This window comes from Actinomadura sp. 3N508, from assembly GCF_044326375.1.
In the GTDB taxonomy this organism is placed as follows: domain Bacteria; phylum Actinomycetota; class Actinomycetes; order Streptosporangiales; family Streptosporangiaceae; genus Spirillospora.
In genome coordinates this window covers 658,978-678,678 of sequence record NZ_JBIRAX010000001.1, presented here as the reverse complement: position 1 = coordinate 678,678, position 19,701 = coordinate 658,978, and the positions used below count along the sequence as shown (strand labels likewise).

16 protein-coding genes are annotated in these 19,701 nt (G+C 72.3%); 6 read left to right on the top strand and 10 right to left on the bottom strand.

Annotation, left to right across the window (positions count from 1 at the left end):
• Nucleotides 1-215: 215 nt before the first annotated feature.
• The gene (locus ACH34S_RS03155; protein WP_395950832.1) at nt 216-950 is read right to left on the bottom strand and encodes a hypothetical protein; all 735 of its coding nucleotides are present in this window, start codon (nt 948-950) and stop codon (nt 216-218) included.
• Between the two features lie 314 nt (nt 951-1,264).
• Between ACH34S_RS03155 and ACH34S_RS03150 the strand changes: the two genes are divergently transcribed.
• Nucleotides 1,265-1,786: a hypothetical protein gene (locus ACH34S_RS03150; RefSeq protein ID WP_395950831.1), complete on the top strand. Its 522-nt coding sequence runs from the start codon at nt 1,265-1,267 to the stop codon at nt 1,784-1,786.
• On the opposite strand, the gene lysX is transcribed toward ACH34S_RS03150, so the two are convergent.
• Nucleotides 1,783-5,064, bottom strand: coding sequence for a bifunctional lysylphosphatidylglycerol synthetase/lysine--tRNA ligase LysX (gene lysX / locus ACH34S_RS03145; RefSeq protein ID WP_395950830.1), 3,282 nt, complete (start codon nt 5,062-5,064; stop codon nt 1,783-1,785). The two genes, ACH34S_RS03150 and lysX, sit on opposite strands and share 4 nt — an antisense overlap.
• A gap of 185 nt (nt 5,065-5,249) precedes the next feature.
• Between lysX and ACH34S_RS03140 the strand changes: the two genes are divergently transcribed.
• The 3 genes from ACH34S_RS03140 to ACH34S_RS03130 are packed head-to-tail and all read left to right on the top strand — an operon-like array spanning nt 5,250 to nt 10,439.
• The gene (locus ACH34S_RS03140) at nt 5,250-7,289 is read left to right on the top strand and encodes a serine/threonine-protein kinase (RefSeq protein WP_395950829.1); all 2,040 of its coding nucleotides are present in this window, start codon (nt 5,250-5,252) and stop codon (nt 7,287-7,289) included.
• A 47-nt stretch (nt 7,290-7,336) separates the two neighbouring features.
• The gene (locus ACH34S_RS03135; RefSeq protein ID WP_395950828.1) at nt 7,337-8,956 is read left to right on the top strand and encodes a protein kinase; all 1,620 of its coding nucleotides are present in this window, start codon (nt 7,337-7,339) and stop codon (nt 8,954-8,956) included.
• Nucleotides 8,957-8,978: 22 nt separating this feature from the next.
• Nucleotides 8,979-10,439 carry a protein kinase gene (locus ACH34S_RS03130; RefSeq protein WP_395950827.1) on the top strand — a complete coding sequence of 487 codons (1,461 nt, stop codon included), beginning with the start codon at nt 8,979-8,981 and terminating at the stop codon, nt 10,437-10,439.
• Between the two features lie 6 nt (nt 10,440-10,445).
• Here the strand turns inward: ACH34S_RS03130 and ACH34S_RS03125 are convergent, their stop codons facing one another.
• The 6 genes from ACH34S_RS03125 to ACH34S_RS03100 form a co-directional block, all read right to left on the bottom strand.
• Nucleotides 10,446-11,060, bottom strand: coding sequence for a two-component system response regulator (locus ACH34S_RS03125; RefSeq protein ID WP_395950826.1), 615 nt, complete (start codon nt 11,058-11,060; stop codon nt 10,446-10,448).
• Nucleotides 11,061-11,220: 160 nt separating this feature from the next.
• Nucleotides 11,221-11,886 (bottom strand): response regulator, encoded by a 666-nt coding sequence (locus ACH34S_RS03120; protein WP_395951427.1) that lies wholly within the window; start codon nt 11,884-11,886, stop codon nt 11,221-11,223.
• 45 nt (nt 11,887-11,931) lie between these two features.
• Nucleotides 11,932-13,266, bottom strand: a complete 1,335-nt coding sequence (locus tag ACH34S_RS03115) for a sensor histidine kinase (protein ID WP_395950825.1) — start codon at nt 13,264-13,266, stop codon at nt 11,932-11,934.
• A 98-nt stretch (nt 13,267-13,364) separates the two neighbouring features.
• Nucleotides 13,365-14,258, bottom strand: coding sequence for a cytochrome P450 (locus tag ACH34S_RS03110; protein ID WP_395950824.1), 894 nt, complete (start codon nt 14,256-14,258; stop codon nt 13,365-13,367).
• A 97-nt stretch (nt 14,259-14,355) separates the two neighbouring features.
• Nucleotides 14,356-15,003, bottom strand: a complete 648-nt coding sequence (locus ACH34S_RS03105; protein WP_395950823.1) for a response regulator — start codon at nt 15,001-15,003, stop codon at nt 14,356-14,358.
• On the bottom strand, nt 15,000-15,851 hold the full coding sequence (locus ACH34S_RS03100; RefSeq protein WP_395950822.1) for a sensor histidine kinase: 852 nt from the start codon (nt 15,849-15,851) through the stop codon (nt 15,000-15,002). Before ACH34S_RS03100 ends, ACH34S_RS03105 begins: the two co-directional genes overlap by 4 nt.
• Before the next feature lie 315 nt (nt 15,852-16,166).
• On the opposite strand from ACH34S_RS03100, the gene ACH34S_RS03095 reads away from it, so the two are divergent.
• Nucleotides 16,167-17,732: a Rieske 2Fe-2S domain-containing protein gene (locus tag ACH34S_RS03095; RefSeq protein WP_395950821.1), complete on the top strand. Its 1,566-nt coding sequence runs from the start codon at nt 16,167-16,169 to the stop codon at nt 17,730-17,732.
• Nucleotides 17,733-17,840: 108 nt separating this feature from the next.
• On the top strand, nt 17,841-18,005 hold the full coding sequence (locus ACH34S_RS03090) for a hypothetical protein (RefSeq protein WP_395950820.1): 165 nt from the start codon (nt 17,841-17,843) through the stop codon (nt 18,003-18,005).
• A gap of 5 nt (nt 18,006-18,010) precedes the next feature.
• On the opposite strand, the gene ACH34S_RS03085 is transcribed toward ACH34S_RS03090, so the two are convergent.
• Entirely contained in the window at nt 18,011-18,934 is a 924-nt protein-coding gene (locus ACH34S_RS03085) for a hypothetical protein (protein WP_395950819.1), read from the bottom strand.
• Nucleotides 18,935-18,957: 23 nt separating this feature from the next.
• Entirely contained in the window at nt 18,958-19,701 is a 744-nt protein-coding gene (locus tag ACH34S_RS03080; RefSeq protein WP_395950818.1) for a sugar transferase, read from the bottom strand.

The following is a 19,701-nucleotide window of genomic DNA, read 5'->3' as shown; positions in this document are numbered from 1 at the left end:
CTGAGATTGACGCGGCCGCCTCTGCCAGACTTGGGCCACCCGGGCGCGAGTGCCCGGGGGCGGATTTGAACCGCCAGTGTCACCGCTCTGAGAAATGAGCCTCGTCCTCAGTTTCCGCGCCCTTGCGGGCGCGACCCCCGCGCTCCAGCGGGGGAGTCTCGGGCGGGCCCTCCTCATCCGGCCGGTCGCCGGCCGGATGAGAAAGACCCGGAAATTCAGCGGGCGAGCAGGTAGGCGAAAACGGCCTCGCCGACCTGCCGGTCGTCGACCTCCGCCGCGTTGGCCTCCTCACGCGCGTACTTCACCGCGGCCTGCAGCTTGTCGACGCGGTCGCGCAGCTCGTTCACCCGGCGCGCGGGCAGCGCCCCGGAGAAGGCCACCTTCGTCCACGTTCCGACGATGACGTCCTCGGTGAACGTCTCGACCTGCGCCGGGTGCTTCTCCGTCGCCTCGTACAGGACGTGCGCACGCGGCACCTTCTTCGTCCGGGACGTCTCGACCGGGTCGGTGCGCCACACGTCCTGGCTCTCGTCGTAGCTCCACGACTCGGCCGCGTCCAGCACGGGCAGCTTGTCGATGAGCGCGAGCAGCTCGGTCAGCTGCTTCTCCAGGAACAGCAGGTAGGTGACCGGCGCCTGCGCGACGATCGTGCGGCCGTCGACCACGACGTCGGCGCGGGCCTCGCGGTTCGCCCAGTCCTTGGTGGCGACGACGTCGAACAGCCGGGTCAGGGCGGCGGCGACGTCGCGCAGCGCGTCCTCCGACTTCACCTGGACCTTGGTGGACTCCGGCGGCAGCGTCTCGCCCTCCTCGTCCTTGGGGCGGTAGACCCGCGAAATGCCCGACAGCAGCGCCGGCTTCTGCAGCACGCGCAGGACGTCGGCCAGCTCGCGCTGAGCGCGGCTCTTCACGCCTTTCTCAATGGCGATGATCTGATTGAGCTTTGCCACGGTCTCTTCACCTTCCCCGTTCAGAACAACGCCCACGGTACTGAAATCCGCGAAACATCCACAACCATTTTCGACGGGACGACGGTCCGGGCCGCCGACGTCAAATAGGTGGGCGAGTGCCGGTGCCGTCGTGCATAATCGCGCGGCGCGGGGGACGCAGGCGATTCTCAGCAGACCCAGCAACGGCCCGGCGGCGCGCAGGCGGTGCAACCGCTGCACGAGTACGGCGCCCGCCCCGCGCGGAAGGCCCCTGCGGCCGAGCGTCCCGGCCGAATCGCCTCCCCACATCCCGAGAAGTCTGTACAAATGTCGGCATGATCGAATGGGATGTGGCGGCGCTGGCGCGATTGCGGTCCGCCGTGCACGGCGGCGACTGGGCCGCAGCGCTCGACCTGCTGCAGGCCAGGCCGCTGGAGCCGGTCCTCCAGTACGCGGGCGACGTGGCCCTCATGGTCCTCGCGCACGGGGGAGCCCAGGGCGCGTGCCTCGCCAACGACTGCCGGGCCTTATTGGCCGACCGCGACCGGCCGGGGGACGCGGAGCTGGCCGCCGAGCTGGCCGCCCCGCTCGGCCACGGACCGGCCACGACGCTGCTCCCGCTGCCCGCCGACCTCGGGGCGGTGGCGGCGGCCATGGAGGACGGGTTCCACGTCCTCGACCTGGAGCGCGGCGACGTCCTGGCCGCCGGCGAGGTTCCCCAGGACGAGACGCACGACCCCGGCCGCTGGCTGCCGATCCCGCCCGGCGTCCTCCCGGAGGGGGAGGACGCCAGGCGCGGCGCGGCACGCCAATGGCTCGCCGGGCAGGGCTACCGCCCCAGCCCGCGAACCCTCTAGCCCCCTGGCCGCACCAGAGGGAACGGGATCGTCTCGCGGATGCTGCGCCCCGTCAGCGTGATCAGCAGCCGGTCGATGCCCATGCCCATGCCGCCCGCCGGCGGCATCGCGTATTCGAGGGCGCGCAGGAAATCCTCGTCCAGCTCCATCGCCTCGGGATCGCCGCCCGCGGCCTGCAGCGACTGCTCGGTGAGCCGCTGCCGCTGCAGGACGGGGTCGATCAGCTCCGAGTACGCGGTGCCGAGTTCCAGCCCGAAGACGATCAGGTCCCATTTCTCGGCGAGGCGCGGGTCGCGGCGGTGCGGGCGGGTCAGCGGCGAGGTCTCCGCCGGATAGTCCCGGACGAACGTCGGCGCCGCCAGCTCCTCCTCGACGAGCGCCTCGAACAGCTCCTGGACGAGCTTCCCCTGCCCCCACCGTGGATCGAACCCCAGCCCGAACCGGTCGGCGAGCTTGCGCACGACGTCCAGCGCCGTGTCCGGGGTGATCTCCTCGCCGACGGCCTCGGACACCGACCCGTAGACGGTGATCTCCCGCCACGGCTCCGCGAGGTCGTGCTCGATGCCGTCCCGCACGACGACCGTCGTGCCGAGCGCGGCGAGGGCCGCGTCCACGACGAGGGAGCGGGTCAGAGCGGCCATCGTGTCGTAGTCGCCGTACGGCTCGTACGCCTCCAGCATCGTGAACTCGGGATTGTGCTTCTGCGACACGCCCTCGTTGCGGAAGTTGCGGTTCAGCTCGAACACGCGGCCGACACCGCCGACCAGCAGCCGCTTCAAGTACAGCTCGGGCGCGATCCGCAGGTAGAGCTGCATGTTGTAGGCGTTGATCTGCGTGCTGAACGGCCGGGCCGCGGCCCCGCCGTGGACGGGCTGCAGCATCGGCGTCTCGACTTCGAGGTACCCGCGCTCGCGCAGCGCGTCGCGGACGGCCGCGACGGCGTCGCCGCGCATCCGCAGCATGCGGCGGGCGTCGTCGTTGACGATGAAGTCGACGTACCGCTGCCGGACGCGGGCCTCCGGGTCCGACAGCCCGGACCGCTTGTTCGGCAGCGGGCGCAGGCATTTCGCGGCGAGCGTCCACGACGAGGCGAGCACCGACAGCTCGCCGCGCCGGGACGTGACGACCTCGCCGTCCACCGCGACCTGGTCGCCGAGGTCGATGAGCGCCTTCCAGCTGTGCAGCGAGTCGTCGCCGAGCGCGTCGGCGGTCAGCATGACCTGGAGGTCGGCGGTCTCGTCCCGCAGCGTCACGAAGATCAGCCGGCCGTGCTCGCGGGCGAGGACGACCCGTCCAGCGATCGCGACGCGCGTCCCGGTGCGAACGTCGGGGGCCAGGGCGGGGAAGCGGGCGCGGATGTCGGCGGCGACGTCGGTGCGCTCGCAGCCGAGCGGGTAGGGCTCCATCCCGGCGGCGCGGATCCGGTCGAGCTTGGCGTGCCTGACCCGCTCCTGCTCCGACAGCCGCCGCCGGGGCACGCAGGCCGCTTCGGCGGCGTCCTCGATCTCCTTGATCTGCTCCGCGAGCCCGCCGGCCGGGCCCATCGCCGCCGCCCGGTCAAGCTTCGGCCGGTTCAGGTTCGGGAGGAAGCCCTCGGCGCGGGCGTAGGCGAGGCCCAGCCGGACGAGGTCGCGGCTCTGCGTGTAGCAGATGTAGCGCGGACGCCAGTCGGGCAGATATTTGGAGTTCGCCAGGTACAGCGATTCGAGCTGCCAGAACTTCGACGCGAACGACAGGCACCGGTAGTACAGCCGAGCGACGGGCCCCGCGCCGATCTGCGAGCCGCGCGCGAACGCCGACCGCAGCATCGCGAAGTTCAGCGAGAGCTGCTGCGCGCCGACGGCGGCGGCCTTCTCGGCGAGCTTGGCGACCATGTACTCGTTGAGGCCGTTCTCGGCGGCGCGGTCGCGGCGCATCAGGTCCAGCGACAGGCCCGCCCGCCCCCACGGGACGAAGCTGAGCAGCCCGCGCAGCTCCCCGTCGGCGTCGAACGCCTCGACCATGACGCAGCGGCCGTCGGTCGGGTCGCCGAGGCGGCCGAGCGCCATGGAGAAGCCGCGCTCGGTGTCCTCGCCGCGCCAGGCGTCCGCGCTGCCGATCAGCTCGGCCATCTCCCAGTCGGGAATCTGCGAGTGCCGCCGGATCCGCACCTGGTAGCCGGCCCGCTCGACCCGCCGGACGGCCTGCCGGACCTGCCGCATCTCCCGCCCTTCCAGGTTGAAGCGGGTGAGGTCGATGACGGCCTCGTCGCCGAGCTCCAGCGCGTCGAACCCGTGCCGCCGGTAGACGTGCGCGCCGCGCTCGCCGACGCTGACCGCGCCGGGGATCCAGGCGTGCGCGCGGCACTCCTCCAGCCACGCCTCGATCGCCTGGTCCCACGACTCGGGGTCGCCGAGCGGGTCGCCGCTGGCCAGCGAGACCGAACCTTCGACCCGGTAGGCGATGGCCGCCTTACCGTTCGGTGCGACCATGACGTCCTTGTCGCGGCGCAGCGCGAAGTAGCCGAGCGAGTCCTGCTCGCCGTATTCGGCGAGCAGCCGTCGCGCGGCGAGCTCCTCCTTCGGCCGCAGGACGGGGTCGCGGCGCCCCGGTTTGAACATCGCCCAGAACGTGGCGATCAGCAGCCCGGTGCCGAGCACCCACAGGATCGCGTCCACCCACAGCGGCACGTCCACGTCGATCGGCTTGCCCGTGACGCGCGGCCCGAGCACGGTCTGGGAGATCGCGTAGAGCGGGTGCGTCCACGGGCCGCCGCTGTGGTCGCGGTCGGTGAGGGTGACCAGGAACGTGCCGATGCCGCAGGTCACGAACAGCAGGTTGGTGAACACCAGCCCGGCGAGGCGGCGGTCGGCGCGGTCGGGCAGCGTGGTGAACTGCCCGCGCGCCGCGACGAGCAGCACGAGCACCGCGAGATAGACGCCGGTGGTGACGACCAGCCCGGGGGGCGTGCGCCGGCCGGGGTCGAGGAGCGTCGTCAGGACGCCCGTGACCACCAGCGCGGCCGGCAGGCAGAAGATCAGCAGGAGGATCCGCCAGGCGGCCTTCTTGCGCCGCCGGACGCCCATCGACAGCAGGATCCACAGCAGCCCGAGGGGCACGCTCGGGAACCAGCCGAGGTAGCCGATCCAGCGCAGCGCCCAGATGTCGGCCATCTCAAGGATGAGACCATAGGAGACCCACGCGAGCAGCGACAGGATCCCGGAGAGACGGGTGTACCAGAAGAAGATGGTCGGCGCGGCCTGGATCAGCCGCCGCCACTCGCCCCGGTTACCGGTCACGGATGTCTCGTCGGTCGCTGTCCGGTGCGGGCGTTCCCGGGCGACCGGGACGGCGGCGGCGAACCGCCGCGTCGCGACCTTCGGGGCGGCGAACCTCCAGGTAGAGCCGGGCGTCGTACGGGTAGGGGGATGTGGCTTGCAAGCTCGGTCCAAGGTTGTCAGCAAAAGTCGATATGGTCGCGGATATGCCAAGTGAACCCACCGGTGAGCGGTTGCTCGCCCGCCGTTACCGCCTGGTCACCCAGGTCGGCCGCGGCGGCATGGGGACGGTCTGGCAGGCGCACGATGAGGTCCTCGGTCGTGACGTCGCGGTGAAGGAGGTCATCCTCCCGCATGGTCTCACCGATGAGGAACGCGCCGTACACCATAAGCGCACGTTCCGTGAGGCGCGCACGGCCGCGCGGCTCGGCCACCCCGGCGTCGTCACCGTCTACGACGTCGTCGAGGAGGACGACCGGCCCTGGATCATCATGGAGCTCATCCGGGCCCGCTCCCTCGACCAGGTGATCAAGCAGGAGGGGCCGCTGGAGGTCCACCGCGCCGCCGAGATCGGCCGCCAGATGCTCGCCGCGCTGCACGCCGCGCACCAGGCCGGTGTCCTGCACCGCGACGTCAAGCCCAGCAACGTGCTGATCACCGGCGCCGGGCGGACGGGCGAGCGCGCCGTGCTCACCGACTTCGGTATCGCCACCGCCTCCGGCGACGCCACCCTCACCCAGACGGGCCTGGTCATGGGCTCGCCCGCCTACATCGCGCCGGAGCGCGCCCGCGGCCGCGTCGCCGGCCCCGCGTCCGACCTGTGGTCCCTCGGCGTCACCCTGTACGCGATGGTGAACGGCAAGTCGCCGTTCGAGCGGCCCGAGCCGATGGCCGCGCTGGTCGCGGTGATCTCCGACGAGCCCGACCCGCCGGAGAAGGGCGGCCGCCTCATCCCCGTGATCGACGGCCTGCTGCACAAGAACCCCGACGAGCGGATGGGCGCGATCGAGGCGGGCGCGCTGCTGGACGAGATCGTCCGCCGGGAGTCCGTCGACAACCAGCGGACGATGGCCGTCGAGTACTCGGCAGACGAGCTCCCGAGCTCCCAGATGACGACCTCCGACGCGTTCGCGGAGGCCTACGCCGAGCCGTACCCCGAGACGTACGCGCCCGACGAGCCGATCCCGGCGGAGATGGACGACCCCGGCGGCGCGACGAGCGTCGACCCGGGCGGCGGCGCGCCCCGTCCCGAGACCCCCGGCGCCCGTCCCGACCAGCTGACCAGCTTCGACATCCCGGCCGCCGCGGCGGGCACCGCCGGGCCCGCCACCCGGCCCGGCCGGACCGGCAAGAGCGGTGACGGCGCCGGGCGGGGCGCGAAGGCGGGGCCCGGCGAGACCACGCCCGATCCCGACCGCGTCCTGTCCTGGCGCTCCCGCCAGCAGCGCACGCAGCCCACGGCGGGCGCGGCGCCGTCCGGTCACGGGTCGCTCCAGCACGGTTCGCCGTCCGGCGACAGGCCACCGGCCGACACGACCACGCACTTCCCGCCGACGACGCATCCGGCCGGGCGTCCCACGCTCGCCTCCAACCGCAACGTGCTGATCGTCGCCGCGGTCGCGCTGATCGTCATCGTGATCGTCGCGAGCATCGCGCTGGCGAGCGGCGGCGGGGACGAGGGCGGCAAGAAGCCGGCCCGCAAGCAGGGCGCGACCACCACGTCGTCCAAGAGCCCGTCCGCACCGGCGACCTCGGCGAAACCCAGCGGCCCGCCTAGCGGCGGGCTCCCCGCCGGCTTCCGGATGCACGACGACCGCAGCGGCTACTCCGTGCCCGTCCCGGCCGGCTGGAGCGGCCCCGAGCGCAAGGCGGGCGGCGACTTCTTCTACTCGCCCGACCGCAAGATCTACCTCCAGATCGACCAGACCGACGACCCCAGCGACAGCGCCATCGACGACTGGAAGCGGCAGGAGCGCAACGGGCCGCGCTTCCCCGGCTACGAGAAGATCAGGATCGCGCCGACCGGCGACCAGCCGCCCGTCCCCGACACCGGCGACGGCGACGACTCCGCCGACTGGGAGTTCACCTACGACGGCAAGAGCGGCCGCATGCGCATCCTCAACCGCGGGTTCGTCAAGAGCGGGAAGGGCTACGCCATCCTCCTCTGCGCCCCCGCCAAGGACTGGGCCAAGGTCCACGCCGACCTCCAGCCCGTCTACCGCTTCTTCAAGCCCGCCGACGACTGACGACGACCCGGCGACGGCCGGCGACGACCGAAGGAGACCCGCGTCTGATGGCAGGTCGCGTTCTCGCGGGCCGGTACCGGCTCGAATCCGTGGTCGGACGCGGCGGGATGGGCACGGTGTGGCGGGCCCGCGACGAGACCCTCGACCGGGAGGTCGCGGTCAAGGAGGTCGTCCTGCCCGCCGGGCTGGACGACACCGAGCGGGCGAACCGGCACCGCCGGACGCTGCGGGAGGCCCGCGCCTCCGCGCGGCTGAACCATCCGGGCGTCGTGACCGTCCACGACGTCGTCGACGAGGACGACCGGCCGTGGATCGTGATGGAGCTCGTCCCGGCCCGCTCCCTCCAGGAGATCGTGGACGAGGACGGCCCGCTCCCGCCCGCCCGCGCCGCCGCGATCGGGCGGCAGATCGCCGGCGCGCTGCGCGCCGCGCACGCGATCGGCATCCTGCACCGCGACGTCAAGCCCGCGAACGTGCTGGTCGCTGACGGCGACCGCGCCGTCCTCACCGACTTCGGCATCGCGCAGGTGGCCGGGGACGCGACGCTCACCGGTACCGGGCTGCTCATCGGGTCGCCCGCGTACATGTCACCGGAGCGCGTCAACGGCGACCCGGCGATCCCCGCGTCCGACCTGTGGGCCCTCGGCGCCACCCTCTACGCCGCGACGGAGGGGCGGGCGCCGCACCACCGCGGCGATCCGATGGCGGTGCTCGCGGCGGTGATGACGCAGGACGTCCCGCCGCCGAGGAACGCGGGGCCGCTCGCGCCCGTCCTCACCGGGCTGCTGGAACGCGACCCGGTCCGGCGGATGAGCGGCGACCAGGCCGAGGAGGCCCTCACCGCGATCGCCTCCGGCCAGGCCGCGACGCTCGCCACCACCGCCCACCACACCCTGTCGGATGCGCCGACCGGCCTGAACACGACTCACGTCCCGGTCCCTGTGCCCGTGCCTGTGCCCGTGCCGGAGCCTGGCGGGCAGTGGACGGCGCCCGTCCCCGCGCGGAAGCGGTCGCCCGTGCTGCCGATCCTCGCGGGGGCCGTCACCGCGGCGGCGGTCCTGGCCGTCGCCGGGTTCCTCATCTGGCCGGACGGGCCGTCCGGCGGCGGGCAGGCCGCGGCGCAGCAGTCCCCGCCCGCGACCGAGCAGTCCGTCCCGGACTCGCCCACGACGCCCGCATCGTCCAACTCGCCTGCGCCCTCTCCCGGCACGGGCGCCGCGCCGCTCCCGGACGGGCTCGTCCGGGCGAGCGGCCCCGGTTTCACGATCGGCGTACCGCCCGGCTGGCGGCGGTCGGAGCAGGGCAAGAGCGTCATCTGGCTCGACCCCGACTCCAGCGCCTACGTGCAGGTCGACCGGACGCAATGGTCCGGCGACCCCTACGAGCACTGGGTCACCTGGGAGCGGGAGGCCATCGCCGACGGGAAACTGACGGGTTTCCGCCGGATCGGCGAGATCGAACGGACGAGCGTCGGTGGCGTGCCCGCCGCAGACATCGAGTTCTCGTGGTGGCGCGATGGCGGTATCACCCGGGCGCGCGATCGCGGTGTGATCGTCGATGGGCGCCCCTATGCTGTTGTGGTTGCGGTTCCCGCGTCCCAGTGGAACGCGAACGAGGCACTCGTGAAGAATGTGCTCGACACGTTCCGTCCCTCAGGGGTGGGATGACCAGTGGGGGGACCCTCTAGCCATGGCACAGCCACGTCTGCTCGGTAACCGCTACCGGCTCGACTCGGTCGTCGGGCGGGGCGGCATGGGCACCGTGTGGCGCGCCTTCGACGTCATGCTGGACCGCGAGGTCGCCGTCAAGGAGGTCGTGCTCCCGCCCGGGCTGAACGAGAGCGAGCGGGGCGTCCTGTACGAGCGGACGTTCCGGGAGGCGCGGGCGTCGGCGCGGCTGAACCATACCGGGGTCGTGACCGTCCACGACGTGGTCGAGGAGTCGGACCGGCCCTGGATCGTGATGGAGCTGGTCCTCGCCCCCTCCCTCCAGGATCTCCTCGAACGCGGGCCGATGGAGCACCGCCGGGTCGCCGACATCGGGCTGCAGATGCTCGGGGCGCTCCGGCACGCGCACGAGAAGGGCATCCTGCACCGCGACGTCAAGCCCAGCAACGTGCTGATCACCGACACCGGGCGGGTCGTGCTCACCGACTTCGGCATCGCGCAGGTGGAGGGCGACACGACGCTCACGCAGACGGGCCTGGTCATGGGCTCGCCCGCCTACATCCCGCCGGAGCGGGCGCAGGGCGAGCGCGCGGTGCCCGCCTCCGACCTGTGGGCGCTCGGCGCCACGCTGTACGCGGCCGTCGAGGGCCGCTCCCCCTACGAGCGGTCGGACGCGATGGCGTCGCTGCAGGCCGCGCTGACCGAGCCGGTCCCGCCGGCGCGCAACGCGGGCCCGCTCGCGCACGTGCTGGACGGCCTGCTGGCCCGCGAGCCGGTGCACCGGATGACCGCCGCGCAGGCGCATCCGCTGCTCACCCGGGTGGCGATGCTGCCCCCGCCGGCGGCGCAGGCCGACGAGACGGTGGCGGACGAGCCGTCCGGCCGCTTCCTGCCCACCCGGACGGACGACGCGTCGGAGACCGTCCTCGACCCGGACGATCTGAACCCGCCGACCCGCCGCGACCCCGGCCGGTTCCAGCCCACGAACCGGCCCCTGAGACCGAATCCGAGCCAGGGCCAGAGTCCGAGTCAGGGGCAGCAGCCGAGCCAAACTCCGAAGCCGAGCCAAACTCCGAACCCTAGCCAGGGGCGGTCGCAGAACGGGACGCACTATCAGCCGCCCCGTCCCGGGACGGATCCCGAGGCGCGGACGTTCGCGGAGACCGAATGGGCGCCGCCGCCCTCCCAGCCGCATCCGCAGGGCCGGCAGCCGGGCCTTCCGCCGCAGACGCCTCCGCCGTGGGAGCAGCCGCAGCAGTACGCGAACTGGCAGCAGCCGCCTCCGCCGTCCCTGCGGGGCGGGCCCGCGGACGCCGCCGGGCACGCGGAGCGCCGCAAGACGCTGGTGGTCGTGACGATCGCGGTGGTCCTGGTCGTGGCGGCGGTGCTGGTGGGCGCGTTCATCCTGCGCGGCAAGCTCCAGACGGACGCCGCGGCTTACGCGGCGGCGCTTCCGGCTGCGGCGGTGATGGCGGCCCGCTGAGCCGGGTCAGCCGCCGGGGGACAGGGCGTCCAGGGCGAGGCGGAGGTCGGCGACGTGCGCGTCGAGGTCGGCGGCGGGCTCGCCGGCCTGCAGCCGGGCCACGTCCTCCTCGATCAGCTTGACGCGCTCGTCGAGCGCCGACAGCAGCCGCTCGCCGCCGCCCGCGAGCACCGCCTCCCCGTCGCCCTCGGCGAGGGTCTGGCGCAGCAGCTGCGCCTGCCGCCTGAGCTGCAGGTTCCGGCGGTGCAGCTCCACGAACACCGACACCTTCGCGCGCAGCAGCCACGGGTCGAACGGCTTGGTCAGGTAGTCGACCGCGCCGGCCGCGTAACCGCGGAACGCCTGCTCGCCCGCCTCGCCGCCCGCGGTGAGGAAGATGATCGGGATGTCGCGGGTGCGGGGCCGGGACTTGATGTGGCCCGCGGTCTCGAACCCGTCCATCTCGGGCATGACGACGTCGAGCAGGATCAGCGCGAAGTCGTCGCTCAGCAGCTCCTTCAGCGCGGCCTGCCCGGACATGACGGGCACGACCTCCACCGGCAGCGCGTCGAGCACGGCGGCGAGGGCGGTCAGGTTCTCCTCGCGGTCGTCGACGGCCAGGATCCTCGTGTCGCTCGGCACCGGACTCCCTCACGTCAACGACGGTCTATGCCGTCCACCCTGCCATGACCGAAAGAACGACAACAGTGAATCATCCCAGACTGAACAGTTTTCGTCCGGCCGTTCGCGCCGACCGTGACCTGTGCGACCACCGGGCACGAAAATTGTTCATCAAGGATTTCTAGGGTAGCCAGCCGGGTTTGACCAGCCCGGATTCGTAGGCGAACACCACGAGTTGTGCCCGGTCACGCGCGTTGAGCTTCACCATCGTCCGGCTGACGTGGGTTTTCGCGGTCGCTGGGCTGACCACGAGGCGGGCCGCGATCTCCTCGTTCGACAGGCCCTCGCCGACCAGCGCCATGACCTCCCGCTCCCGCTCGGTCAGTGCGTTGAGCCGCGGCGAGGGCGCGGGCTCCTTGGCCCGCGCGGCGAACTCGGCGATCAGGCGGCGGGTCACCGACGGTGACAGCAGCGCGTCCCCGGCCGCGACGGCCCGGACGGCGTGGATCAGCTCGACCGGCTCGGTGTCCTTGACGAGGAACCCGCTCGCGCCGCCGCGCAGCGCCTCGAACACGTACTCGTCCAGCTCGAACGTGGTGAGGATCACGATCTTGACGCCGTCCAGCCGGTCGTCGGAGGCGATCCGCCGGGTGGCCTCCAGGCCGTCCAGCCCCGGCATGCGGATGTCCATCAGGATGACGCTCGGGCGCAGCCGCTTCGCCTGCGCGACGGCCTCCTCGCCGTCGCTCGCCTCGCCGACGACCTCGATGTCGGGCTGCGCGTCCAGCAGTGCCCGGAAACCGGCCCGGACCAGCACCTGGTCATCGGCGAGCAGCACTTTGATCATCGAGTCTCGCGCGTCCGGCGAGCCACCAGAGACCTGCATGTCGGGTCAGTCCTCTCTCACGGCGGACGCACCGTCCGGTTCCGGCCGGTCCGGTTCAGGCGCCGCCTCCGGTGCCGCTTCCAGGGGGAGCGTCGCGCGGACGCGGAACCCGCCGCCCGGCCGCGGTCCCGCCTCGAACGAGCCGCCGAGCGCCGCGGCCCGCTCCCGCATGCCGCTGATCCCGCTGCCGCTGCCGCCGGGGTCGTCCAGGAGGGACACCCCCTGGCCGTCGTCGTCGACCTGCACCACGATCTCGTGCTTACCGTAGGCGATGCCGACCCGCGCCGTCACCGGGCCCGGACCGGCATGGCGGCTCACGTTCGTCAGCGACTCCTGGACGATCCGGAACGCGGCGAGGTCGGTGCCCGCGTGCAGCGGGCGGCGGTCCCCGGTGATCTCGGCGTCGACCCGGAGCCCGGCGGAGCGGGCGCGGGCGAGCAGGTCGTCCAGCCCGCCGAGGCCCGCGGTGGGCGTGCGCGGCGCGGTCTCGCCCTGCGAGCGCAGCGCGCCGATCACGCCGCGCATCTCGGTGAGGGCCTCCTTGCTGGCCTCCTTGATGGCGGCGAGCGCCGTCCGGGCCTGCTCGGGGTTCTCGTCCATCAGGTGCAGCGCCACCCCCGCCTGCACGTTGATCATCGAGATGTTGTGGGCGAGGACGTCGTGCAGCTCGCGGGCCATCCGCAGCCGTTCCTCGCTGGCCTGGCGGCGCTCCTCCTCGGCGCGGGTGCGGGCCGTCTCGGCGGCCCGCTGGGCGCGCATCCGCACCAGCTCGGACGTGACGAGCACGACCAGCGCCCAGGCGGTGACGAACGTCGCGGCCACGAGGGTCGGCCTCTCGGGCGTGAACCAGCCGCTGCCGCGCTCCTCCGCCGGGACGCCGATCAGCACGGACAGGCCGAAGAAGGCGGCCAGGCCCAGGGCCGTCCCGGCCCAGGCGGCGAGCCGGTGCCCGGCGACGACGGCGGCCATCATCGCGACGCCCAGGGAGAACGGCGCGGGCCCGTAGGGGTAGGCGCGCAGCAGGTACAGCGCGGTCACCGCCCCTACCGCCGCCAGCGTGAACACCGGGTTCCGGCGGCGAAGCAGGAGCAGCGACGGGCCCGCCAGCAGCAGGCCGAACCCGAGCGGGTCGAGGTCGGCGTGGCCGGCGCCGGAACCCGCTCCGGCACCCTGATCGTCGGCCCACGGCGGTCCCGACCCCCGCGGCCCGCCGCCGTGCTGCGCGCCCAGCGACCCGAACACCTGGACGAACGCCAGCAGCACCGGGACGACCCAGACCGGCCACGTGGCGGGGGTCGGCCAGCGGTACCGGACCGGGCCGCGGGGCGCTGAAGTGCTCATGTCTGCACGTTAAGTCATCGAGGTCAGGGCCCACGTCGGCCGTGGGGAGTGAGCGTCCGTACTCCTCGGGACGTACCCGCGGCGGGCGGACCGGCCACCTATCCGGTCCATCGGACGGGGAGGCGCTCGAACCCGTGGCGGGCGTTGGAGCGCAGCATCACCGGCTCGCCCACGATCTGCGGCAGCCCCGGACGTTCCAGCAGCGCGTCGAGGAGCGCCCGCAGCTGCACGCGGGCCAGCCGCGCGCCCAGGCAGGCGTGGAACCCGAAGCCGAAGCAGAGATGGGACCGGGCGCCCCGGACGAACCGGTCCGGCAGGAACTGCCCGGGGTCGGGGAACACCTCGTCGTCGTGGTTCGCGGAGACGAGCCACAGCGTGACCCGTTCGCCCGCGAGCAGCGGCACGCCGCCGATCACGGTGTCGCGCTGCACGATCCGCCAGACCTGGAGGACGGGCGTCCACCAGCGCAGCATCTCCTCGACCGCGCCGTCGAGGAGCCGCTCGTCCGACCGCGCCTCCTGGAGCCGGGCGTACTGCGCGGGGTGGCGGAGCAGCGCGTAGAGGCCGCCGGTGAGGGTGTTCCGCAGCGTTTCGGGCAGGTCGCGGACGACCTCGCCGACGAAGTCGACCGTCTCGCCGTACGGGACGCGGGCGAGCATCGCCCGGGCGGGCGGGTCCATGTCGATGGGCGGCGGAGCGGGCTTGTCGGGAGCGGCGTCGGCGTCCGGGAGGTCGGCGGTGACGGGGCCGTGCAGGATGCCGTCGCCCTGCGGCGCGAACAGCTCCGGGCGGGTGAGGGCGTGGTGGACGTCGGCGTAGCGCAGCACGGCCCAGGAGCCGGGCCGGTCGGCCATGCGGCCGTCCAGCCAGACGACCGGGGTCTTCGCCCGGAGCCGTTCCAGCCGGTCGAACGGGACGCCGCGCGCGTAGGCGTCCGCGCAGTCGACGACCCCGGCGTCGGTGATGGGCAGCGCGCCTCGCCGTTGAGGCATGGGAACCTCCTCTGCAAGACGGACGCTAACGTGTCCGGCCCGGACCCTGAAAGGGCCGGATTCGGCCGTCCGTTAGACGCACCCCTTGCGGAGGGGGTCAGCCCGCGAGCCACTCCCCGGTCTCCACGCTGACGAGACCGTGCCTGGCCGCCTCGATCACCGCCTCCCGCTGCGAGTGCACGCCCAGCTTGCTGAGGACGCTCTGCACGTGGCTGCGCGCGGTGCTGCGCGTCACCCCCATCGCCTTGGCGAGCGCCTGTGTCGACTCGCCGCGCGCGAGCCGTGTCAGGACCTCCCGCTCGCGCGGGGTGAGGAACCGGGCGACGCGCTGCGCCTGGTTGCGGGGCCGCGTCGCGCCGTGCCGGACGGGCTGGTCGGTGACGACCTCGCCGTCCGCGACGCGCCGCAGCACGGTGAGGATGTCGCCGGCCTGCTGGCCCTTGTGCGCGAACCCGCGCACGCCCGCCTTGATGCCCGCGTCCAGCACCGGCTGCTCAAGGAAGCCTGTGAGGACGACGAACCTGGTGTGCGGGGACGCGGCGCGCAGCCTCGGCATCCAGTCGAGGGCCGTGCCGGACGGGAACTGCAGGTCGATCAGGCACAGGTCGGGCTGCCTGATCCGGAGCAGCGGCATCGCGTCCGCGGGGGAGTAGACCACCCCGACGATGGCGTGCCCGGCGTCCGCCAGGACAAGCGACAGCGACTCGGCGAAGACCGCGTGGTCGTCGCAGATGACCATTCTCATGGATGGGGCCGCCAGTCGTCGGCGTGCGGATCGGCGTGCAGGCCGGCCGTTCCCGGGGGCGGTGCCGCCGGGAGCAGGATCCGGACGCGCGCCCCGCCCATCTCGCAGGTGCGGATCTCCAGGCTGCCGCCGTACCCGGAGATCAGGTCGTGGACGATCCCGAGCCCCAGCGACGCGAGCCCGCGCCGTGCGGGCTTCGGCCGCCCATACCCCCGGCCGCGTTCCGGGCCGCGTTCCGGGCCGCGCGGCCCGGTGCCCCAGCCCGCGCCGAAGCCGGGGCCGTCGTCGTCGACCTGGATGACGACCCAGCCCTGGTCGGCCTCGACCCGCACGTCGACGCGCCCGTCCGCGACGCGGCAGGCGTTGTCGAGGACGTTGCGGACCGCGCGCCACAGGGCGACGGGGTCCATGTGCGCCCAGGCCTCGCCGCCGCTGAAACTGAACTCGTGCGGGGTGGCGAGCCGCATCCCGGTGACGATCTCGGCGGTGAGGTCGTCGACCCGGAGCCGCTCCGGGGTCGGTGGCGGGCGGTCGGCGCTCTCGTCGTCGGCGTCCTCGTCGAGGCGGCGCAGCAGGTGGTCGAGCCACCGGGTCTCGCCGAGCAGCTGCTCGATGCGGGCCCGGCTGGTGTGGCCGACGTCCTCCGCGACGACGACGGCGGAGGCCAGCATGATGATCGTGCCGAGTTCGTGGCGGATGTCGTGCCGGAGCCGCCGCCGCCACAGGACGTGCGGTCCGCCGTTCTTCGATTCGCCGTTCGCTGATTCGCCGTTCGCTGTTTCGCCGGCGGCGGGGAGCTCGTCGCCGGGCCTTGGTTTCCGAGGCCCTGTGCCCGCGAGCGTGCCCACGCTCGCGGGAGGTTCCGCCGGAGAAAACCGAGACCACCCGATGTCCATGGGTCCCCCCGTACGTTATTCATGCACCGTTCTAAACGTTCTCTCCCGGATACGCATGCTGTCCAGGAAATGGCCGTAACAGACCACTGTCTGTCCAGAAGCGGACACGCACAGGAGCTGGTGAACTTTACTGATTGACAGTGCGTCCGGGTCAGGATTGTCAGTTCTCCTTGTCGTGTCCCGGCGTTTTTCTTTCATGCCTACGGCGTAGCCGCTTTGCGCATTCCGGCGGGTGTGCCGGCGGCCCGCGGGAGGGACAGTCGGCACATGCCGAAGGTCACTTTTCTCGGACATGCGGGGGTCGCGGTGGACGCGTCCGCGTTCCACCTGCTCGCGGACCCGTGGCTCGCTCCAACAGGGGCCTTTCTCGGAGCCTGGCACCAGTATCCGAGAAACGATCACCTGGATCCGGTCCCGCTGCTGGACGCGGACTGGCTCGCCGTCTCGCACGAGCACCTAGATCATTTCGACCCGTGGGTGCTGGACCGGCTTCCGGCCAGGACCCGAATCCTCATTCCGCGCTATCCGGGACCGGCCTTCCGCGAGCGCATGGTCGCCGCCGCGGGTGGCCGGCAGGTAATCGAGTTGACGCCCTGGGAGAAATTCCCGCTGGACAATCGGGGTTCCTGGATCACCGCGATTCCGGAACTCTCCCCGATGTGCCATGACGCCGCCTTTCTCATCGTCGCGGACGGCCGCGGGATCCTGCACGGCAACGACGCCCGGCTCACCGCCGCGCAGGCCCGCCGCGCCAAGCACCTCGCGGGCGGGCGGCTCGACCTGATGGCCGTGCAGGCGTCCGGGGCGTCCTGGCATCCGATCTGCTACCAGTACCCGGCCGCGGAGATGGCGAAGATCTCCATGGACAAGCGGGTGTCGAAGCTCCGCTCGATCCAGCGGCTCGTCCGGCAGACCGCGCCCGAGCTGGCGGTCCCGTTCGCCGGGCCGCCCTGCTTCCTGGACGCGGAGGTCGACCACCTGAACTGGGTGCTCGGCCAGCAGGACGGCGCGTTCTGCGACCCCGAGGCGGCGATGGAATGGCTGCGCGAGCACCTGCCGGACCAGCGCTGGGACGCGTTCAAGCCCGGCGACGCCATCGACCTCGACACCGGTGAGATCACCCGCGATCCCGTCTCGGCGGAGTTCTCCTTCGCCGACGCCGACCGGGCCGGCTACCTCAAGCGGTACGCGGCCGACCGCGCGCCCTTCGTCGCCGAGGTGATGGCGATGAATCCGGAGCCGGGCCCCGGCCTTTTCGACAGGTTCGCCGCCCATTTCGAGTATCTCGGCGGGCTCAGCGACTATTTCCTGCGGCAGATCTCGATGACGGTGCGGTTCGAGGTCACCGGCCCGAACGGCGGTGTCTGGGACGTGGACTTCACCCCGGACGGCGTGCGCGTCGCGGTGGCGTCCGAGGCCGTCCGCCCGCACTACCGGATCACCACCGCCGGACGCTGGATCGAGGGCGTCATCGCCGGCCGGATGGCGTGGGAGGACCTGCTCATCTCGTTCCGGCTCAGCCTCTACCGCGACCCCGACGTCTACAACGACTACCTGGTCGGCCTGCTCAAGCACGCCAACGCGCCCGCGCTGGAGGCCGTCGAGGAGTACGAGACCGGACGCGACGAGTCCGAGCGGATCACCGTCTCCTCCGACGGCGCCCGCTACGACATCCCGCGCTACTGCCCGCACGCCGGGGAGGACCTGTCGGTGGGCGCGGTCGTCCGCGACGGCCAGATCCACTGCCTGGCCCACAACTTCGCGTTCGATCTGGCGAGCGGTGAATGCCTCAACGCCCGCGCCACAAATCTCACCAGTAAGAAAGTGACCTGAATCACCTCCGATCGTGCAATCCCCAGGGGCAAGCAGGGCGTGTCTGACATGGGGCTAAACATCGCCTCGTGTTAGATTTCGGGTCTGCTTGTCTGGGGGGATTGAAGAGTGCGTGGTTTGAGCCGGACGCGGCTCGGTCTGCTGGCCGTCGCGTTCGTTCTTGTCATCGGTGTGATGGAAGTCCTGGCGCTGAAGCTCGGATCGATGGACTTCCCCGTCCCGTCGTCCGGGGCCGGCCATCCGGCCGTGGCCGATAAATCGGGAGAGAATTAGCCCGCTCAGCGGGACCGGTTGCGGGCCTTCATGAGGCTCTGCAGATCGGGGTGGGGGCCGCCGGTGGCGTCCGAGAGAGTGGGACAGGCCCACTTGTCCTGGCGGCCCCAGGAGTAGGAGATCTCCAGCGGGGGACGCGGCGCGAGACGGTCCCAGCGGGCGAGGATTTCGCGGAATTGGTCCTCTGTCGGGAGCCAATACTGCTTGTCGCCGCTGGAACAACTCTGCCCGAAAGTCTGTAGCACGGGCGCTACCCGGGCGCGCGGAATGCCGGCGGTGTCCGCCATCCGGACCATCCGGTCGATGGCGCCGATGTCGCAGCGCTCGCGCGCCTTCGACGACCCGCGGCAGGGGTAGGGGTCCAGGCCGTACAGGTCGACGCCGACGCGTTCCGGGGTGAGCGGCTTCATCGGCCAGTCGGTGAGCGAGATGAACGAGATCTGGCCGGGCGCGTGCCGTTCGACGTAGGCGGCGCGGCGGCGGATCTCGTTCGCGATCTCCGGGCATTCGCCGGGGTTCGGCTCGTCCGACAGGTACCAGCCGTAGACCTTCGGGTCGCGCCCGAACCGCTGGACGGCCCGCTGGAACTCCTCGAAGCCGAGCTCGAAGTCGTCGCAGGTGAAGTTGCCGACCCACAGCAGCCCCTGCATGCCCTGGGGGACGCCCGCGACGAGCGAAGCGTCGGCCTTCACGTCGACCAGGTCGTACCCGAGCTCCTTGAGCCGGGGATAGTCGGACGGCTCGGTGTTCAGCGCGATCCGGCGCGTCCCGCCGGGGGACCGGGCGCCGGTCGCGCCGGGCGAGGCGAGCGGCCCGTCGTAGGGCTCGTGGTCGGCCGCCCGGTCCCGCAGGTAGAGGAGGAAACCGAGCACGGCCAGCAGCGTGGCCGTGATGGCCGACACCTTGCGCGGGACACCCTGGACGTCCATGGCTTGCTCCCCGGAATGTTCGGTCAGGCTGCGGAGCCGGGCTCCTCGGCCGTGGTGCGGGCCGCGCTCGTGGTCTCCTGCGGCTTCTGCTGAGTGTCCTTGAGCGGCGGCAGCGTGAAGCCGAGGACATGCTTGACTGTGTCCCACAGTGCGCCGAATGTGGCGCGCAGGGACGGGTCGCGCAGGTAGACGGCGTCCACCGCGACCCGCGCCGGGACGATCCGTTCGATGTAGTTGACGAGGTCGACCTCCTCGCCGGGCCCGAGGACGTCGAAGTCGCGGAACCGGACCTCGGAGACGCCCGTCAGCCCCGGCCGGTGGTCGAAGATCCACCGGGAGTCCGCGTCGTAGTGGACGGCGAGGTCGTAGGTCTCGGGACGCGGCCCGACGAGCGTCATCTGCCCGCGCAGCACGTTGACGAACTGCGGCAGCTCGTCCAGCGACCACTGCCGCAGCAGTTTGCCGACCTTGGTGAGGCGCGGGTCGCAGTTGGCGGTGACGGTGAGGCCGCCGACGCCCTGCCGCATCGTCCGGAACTTGTACATGACGAACGGCCGCCCGCCCTGCCCGACCCGCGTCTGCCGGAACACGCCGGGACCGCGGCTGGTCAGCCGGACCAGCAGGTAGATCGTCAGCAGCGGGACGCTGAGCAGCAGCAGCCCGGCGAGCGCGCCCGTGACGTCCAGGACGCGGCGGCCCCGGGACGGCGCGACCCCGCCGGACGGGTCGATGGGACGGCTCGCGAGCGCCGGATGGTCGTCGGACAT